At 69.8% G+C, this 1560-nt stretch carries 3 protein-coding genes; all 3 read right to left on the reverse strand.

Annotated elements, in window-relative coordinates; all coding sequences use genetic code 11:
- Positions 1-330: ATP-binding cassette domain-containing protein (locus ACYVDA_RS20680; RefSeq protein ID WP_460820429.1), on the reverse strand; the 330-nt coding region annotated here is incomplete at its 3' end.
- On the reverse strand, positions 327-1154 hold the full coding sequence (locus ACYVDA_RS20685) for an ABC transporter permease (protein ID WP_460820430.1): 828 nt from the start codon (positions 1152-1154) through the stop codon (positions 327-329). The genes ACYVDA_RS20685 and ACYVDA_RS20680, both read right to left, overlap by 4 nt.
- On the reverse strand, positions 1151-1560 hold a 410-nt coding region (locus ACYVDA_RS20690; RefSeq protein ID WP_460820431.1), incomplete at its 5' end, for an ABC transporter permease subunit. The genes ACYVDA_RS20690 and ACYVDA_RS20685, both read right to left, overlap by 4 nt.

Raw genomic sequence — 1560 nt, forward strand, 5'->3', positions numbered from 1 at the left:
GCGACTCCGTCCACGAAGTCGATCCGCGAAGGCGACGTTGTCGAGCACGCTCAAGTGGGGGAAGAGGTGCGGCTTCTGGAACATGACGGTGAGGTCGCGCCGCTCCGGCGCGACGTCCAGGACGCTGATGCCGTCGAGCAGCACGTCCCCGGCCTCGGGCTTCTCCAGGCCAGCCGCGACCTTGAGCAGAGTGGTCTTGCCGGATCCGGAGGGCCCGAGAACAGCGAGCATCTGCCCGCCCTGGACCTCGAGGTCGATCCCAGCGAGCGTCGCCTGGGCGGAACCGGGGTGGCGGTGACCGATGCCGGAGAGGGTCAGAGCGGCAGTCATGAGCGGGCAGCCATTCTGCGGCGTGAGGCCGCGTAGGTGAAGACCGCCAGGGCCACCATCGGTGGCAGGCTGGCAGAGATGGCCAAGGCCGAGGTGAGGACGTCGTTGCCGGATCCGGCTGCCGAGGAGCCGATCAGCATGGGAGCAGTGACGATCTGTCCGCCACCGATGAGCAGGGTGACCGCGTAGTCGCTCCACCCGACCAGGAAGGCGAGTCCGGTGGCGGTCACGAGCCCGGCGGTGGCAGCCGGGAACGTGACCCGGCGTCGGGCCTGGCGCGGGCTCGCCCCGAGGACTCGGGCCTGCTCCTCCAGGGCTGGGTCCAGGGCGAGATAGGTGGCCCTCATGGTGAAGGTGGTGTACGGCAGCGCGAACACGCTCAGGACGAGAACCACCGCGAGTTCTTGGGGGATCCCCAGGCGCAGGATGACGACGTCAAGACCCATCGCAACCGCGAACGGAGCCAGTACGACCGGCGCGAGCAGGATGATCGACGGCAGCGCGGGTCTGCTGAGCAACCGCCAGCCGAGTGCACGGCCAGACATCGCTCCCAGCGGCGTCGCGATCAGCGCGACCGCAACCCCGAGGAGGCCGGAGTGGATCAACGCTGCGATGACGCCGGCGTCCAGTGCCTCCTGCCATCCACGAAGACCGAAGTGTTGGGGCAGCCGTGCCGTGCCCGACCAGCGTGAGGCGCCTGCCCACACCACCAACGGGGTCAACGGGATGCCAAGCCAGAGCACCAGAAGCGGCGGGAACGCACTGCGACGAGTCGCGGGCGCGACCGAGTCCGAGCCGGTCGACCGGACCACCGGTCGACTCATCGGTCGGCTCCGAGTCGTCGTAGGAGCGGAAGGGTGATGACGGCCGCCAGCAGGGCGAGCCCGGTGGCGACCACGGCCGTGGCAGCGGCCTGTGGACGAGCGGTGACGTCGATGTCGGTGAAGAGCCGGTAGGCCATCACCGGCAAGGGCTCGGGGTACGCGCGGCCGAGCAGACGGGCGACCTCGTAGGTGCCGAGTGAGTAGACGAAGACGATGAGCGAGGACGATGCCAGGGCGGGCGCGGAGAGGGGCAGCAGGACACGTCGCCACTGCGCTCGCGGTGCTGCTCCGAGCACGGCGGAGACCTCGCGCAGGTCGGCGTACCGTCGTCCGAGCGAGGCGGTGAGGACGAGGGCCACGAAGGCGGACTCCTTCCAGGCGAGCTCCAGGACCGTTGCCCAGGGCC

The sequence above is a fragment of the Nocardioides korecus genome (genome assembly GCF_054778395.1).

What these genes read in the sequence shown, in the direction of transcription:
- ACYVDA_RS20685 (WP_460820430.1), bottom strand. Translation starts at nt 1,154, where the DNA reads ATGAGTCGACCGGTGGTCCGGTCGACCGGCTCGGACTCGGTCGCGCCC.